The organism is Inquilinus sp. (assembly GCF_057815775.1).
On the sequence record NZ_JBYRFX010000508.1, the window covers coordinates 1 to 3,342 of the forward strand.

The 3,342-nt window shown below is 69.2% G+C and carries 5 protein-coding genes; 4 read left to right on the plus strand and 1 reads right to left on the minus strand.

Annotated features, from left to right (window positions below; genetic code table 11):
- Window positions 1-669, plus strand: a 669-nt coding sequence (locus AC3XYG_RS17795) for a quinone oxidoreductase family protein (protein WP_489141188.1), incomplete at its 5' end; no start/stop codon positions are given.
- Window positions 669-1,022 carry a cupin domain-containing protein gene (locus tag AC3XYG_RS17800; protein WP_489141189.1) on the plus strand — a complete coding sequence of 118 codons (354 nt, stop codon included), beginning with the start codon at window positions 669-671 and terminating at the stop codon, window positions 1,020-1,022. The genes AC3XYG_RS17795 and AC3XYG_RS17800, both read left to right, overlap by 1 nt.
- A gap of 2 nt (window positions 1,023-1,024) precedes the next feature.
- Here the strand turns inward: AC3XYG_RS17800 and AC3XYG_RS17805 are convergent, their stop codons facing one another.
- Window positions 1,025-2,080, minus strand: coding sequence for a LacI family DNA-binding transcriptional regulator (locus tag AC3XYG_RS17805; RefSeq protein ID WP_489141190.1), 1,056 nt, complete (start codon window positions 2,078-2,080; stop codon window positions 1,025-1,027).
- A gap of 165 nt (window positions 2,081-2,245) precedes the next feature.
- On the opposite strand from AC3XYG_RS17805, the gene AC3XYG_RS17810 reads away from it, so the two are divergent.
- Both AC3XYG_RS17810 and AC3XYG_RS17815 read left to right on the plus strand, forming a co-directional pair.
- Window positions 2,246-2,632 (plus strand): RidA family protein, encoded by a 387-nt coding sequence (locus tag AC3XYG_RS17810; protein ID WP_489141191.1) that lies wholly within the window; start codon window positions 2,246-2,248, stop codon window positions 2,630-2,632.
- A gap of 39 nt (window positions 2,633-2,671) precedes the next feature.
- Window positions 2,672-3,342 (plus strand): MFS transporter (locus AC3XYG_RS17815; RefSeq protein ID WP_489141192.1); only part of this gene is annotated, 671 nt, incomplete at its 3' end.

The window sequence follows — 3,342 nt, forward strand, 5'->3', positions numbered from 1 at the left end:
AGCGTGCGGGCCAAGCCCAAGGCGCTGTCGCTGCTGGAGGCGGGCGCCGTCGGCGTCCCCTTCGTCACGGCGTGGAAGGGCTTCGAACGCTCCGGCTTCCCGAAGCCCGGCGAGACCGTGGCGATCCTGGGCGCGACCGGCAAGGTCGGCCAAGCCGCCATCCAGATCGCCACCATGCTGGGCGCCCGCACCTTCGGTGTCGTCCGGCAGGAGGGATCGTTCGACGGCCATCACAGCGGGCCAGTCGAGATCGTCGCCGCCTCCGGCGACGCGGTCGCCGATCGCATCCGTGACATGACCGGCGGCCATGGCGCCGACATCGTGTTCAACACCGTCGGCAGCCCATATTTCGCGGCGGCGCGGCGCCTGCTGGCGCTGGACGGGCGCCAGATCCTGATCGCCACGATCGAGCGGTCGGTGCCGTTCGACATCCTGGAGTTCTATCGCGGCCGCCACACCTATGTCGGGATCGACACCCTGGCGCTGAGCACCGTGGAAAGCGTGTCGATCCTGGCGCAGCTGACCCCCGGCTTCGACAGCGGCGCACTGAAGCCGTTCCCGGTGCTGCCGTCGTCGGTCTATCCGCTGGAACGGGCGGCAGAGGCCTATGCCAAGGTGCTGGGCTCGACCCGCGACCGGCTCGTGCTGGCGCCGAACGGGGTGCGGTGATGCAGGTCACCCGCTTCGACGACGCCCCGGCCTATCACCCACCCGCGCATGACGACATGCGCTGCCTGCGGCTGCAGGGGCATGAGGCCGGGCCGAGCTCCATGCTGTGGCTCGGCGCCTCCCACCTGCTGCCGGGCGGCGGCACCTCGCTCGACGCCTCGCCGCTGGAGAAGCTGTACCTGGTGCTGGAGGGCGAGGTCACCGTGACCGGGGGCGGCGGCGAGGAAGCGGTGCTGCGCCGCTGGGATTCCTGCCGCATCGCGCCGGGCGAGGTGCGGGCGCTGCACAACGCCACCAACCGGTGCGCCACCATCCTGCTGGCCATGCCGCTGCCCGCCGCCGTCGCCGGCTGACATCAGGCATTTCGGTTGCGCGGCGCCTTCTTGGCCGACGCAGGCGAATCCGGACGCGGCGCGGCGGTGGAGCCCCGCACGATCAGCCGCGACGGCAGCACGACGTTGCGGACGGCGATGCCGTCCTGCTCGATCGCCTGTTGCAGCAGATCGGCGGCCTGACGACCCATCTCCTGGTGGCTGATGCGCACCGTCGTCAGCGGCGGCTGCACCATGTCGACCAGCGGCATGTCGTTGTGCCCGACGATCGACAGGTCGCGCGGGCACTCCAGCCCGCGTTCGCGCAGCACGTCATAGGCGCCGAGCGCGAGCAGATCGTTCGCCGCCACGATCGCCGTGACGTCAGGATGCGCATCGAGCAGCCGGCGCATCGCGGCAGCCCCCTCCTCCCGATTGTAGGCCTTTGCGACTTCGCAGGGCGCCGCCGCCGGGTCCAGGCCATGCGCCGAAAGCGCATGACCGAAGCCGCGCCGTCGCAGGAAGCCGGTCGAAAGTTCGGCCGGCCCGGCCAGGTGGCCGATGCGGCGGTGACCAAGCTCCACCAGATGGTCCACGGCGAGCTGCATGCCGAGCGCGTCGTCGGACACCACCGCCGGCAGCCGCGCATGGGTTTCGGCCCGGTTGACCAGCACGGCCGGCAGGTTCTGCTCCAGGCAGAAGGCGGCGAGCGGGTCGTCGCGGCTGACCGTGGCAAGGATCAGCCCGTCGACCCGGCGCGCCAGCAGCCCGGCCGCGAGTTCCAGCTGGCGGTCCCGGTCATTGCCGACATCGGCGACGATGACGGAATAGCCGTGTGCCGACAGCCTTTCGCCGGCACCGCTGAGGATCGGGGCGAAGACGGTGTTGGCGATATCGGGCACCAGGATGCCGACCAGCTTGGACCGGCCGGTGCGCAGGCTGGCCGCCACCGGATCGGGCCGGTAGGACAGCTTGGCCGCCGCCTTCACCACCCGCGCCACGACCGCTGGCGCCACCATCGAGCGCGTCGCCGGATTGAGGGCGCGCGAGACGGTGGAGGCATGCACCCCCGCCGCCTCCGCCACCTGCTTCAAGGTCACGGGCCGCCGATTGGTTCGTTGAGGCAGGGCCATTCTTCCGTTCACCGCCACGCATATTCGATCGCGGCCCAGCAGACTGCAAAACCAGCTTGACCACAATCGATTGTTCTGCAATCGATTGTAAGATCGATGCCCGGATTGGGCAGATCGTCCATGGAGGCTCTCATGAAAAAGACATTCATCCGCGGCACCTGGCAGAAGACGCGTGCCTTCTCGCCGGCCGTGATCACCGAAGGCGGCCGGATCGTCTGGATCGCCGGCCAGGGACTTGCCGTCGGCATCCTTCTGGCCGGTGTGGCCGGCGATTTCGAGGCCCAGACCTACCAGACCTTCCGCAACATCGAAGCGACGCTGAAAGACGCCGGGGCCAAGCTGCAGGACATCGTCACCATGACGGTGTTCCTGACCGACCCCAGGCACACCACCCGCATGACCGAGATCCGGACCGAGCTCTTCGGATCCGACTTTCCGGCCAGCGCGGCGATCACCGTCACCGGCTTTGCCGACCCGGCCATGCTCATCGAGATCCAGGGGATCGCGGTCATCGAATGAACCGCGGCCCCTTCCAAAAACATGAAGGGGGCTTCACCAATGTCATCCGCCAGTACAGGCGACACCATCGGCGCGCGGCTGGACCGCCTGCCGGTCTCGCGCTTCCACCACAAGGTCTTCGGCCTCGTCGCCGTCGGCATGTTCTTCGAAGGCTTCGACATCTACATCGCCGCCAGCGTTCTCGGATCGGCCTACAGCAGCGGCTTCTCGACCTTGGCGCAGAACGGCCTGTTCATCTCGATGACCTTCGTCGGCATGACGCTGGGGGCGTTCCTGACCGGCTTCCTCGGCGACCGCTACGGCCGCCGCCGCACCTACCAGCTCAACCTGATCCTGTTCGGCGTCGCGGCGATCGCCTCCGCCTTCGCGCCCGACATGGAGACGCTGATCGCGCTGCGCTTTTTGATGGGCCTCGGCCTCGGCGCGGAAACCGTCGTCGGTTATTCCATCATCACCGAATTCTTCCCGGCCCGGGTGCGGGGCCGCTGGTCCGGCCTGATCGCCACCACCGTGACCGCCGGCCTGCCCGTCTCCGCCCTGATGGCCTGTCTGCTGGTCCCGGTCTTTGGCTGGCGGGTGATGTTCGTGCTGGGCGGCGTCGGCGCCCTGATCGCCGGGCTGCTGCGCCTGGGGATGCCCGAAGCCCCGCGCTGGCTGGCCTCGGTCGGCCGCCCCCCCGCGGCCGAGGCCCTGGTCGCGGATATCGAGCG

What these genes read in the sequence shown, in the direction of transcription:
- AC3XYG_RS17800 (WP_489141189.1), top strand. Translation starts at nt 669, where the DNA reads ATGCAGGTCACCCGCTTCGACGACGCCCCGGCCTATCACCCACCCGCG.
- AC3XYG_RS17810 (WP_489141191.1), top strand. Translation starts at nt 2,246, where the DNA reads ATGAAAAAGACATTCATCCGCGGCACCTGGCAGAAGACGCGTGCCTTC.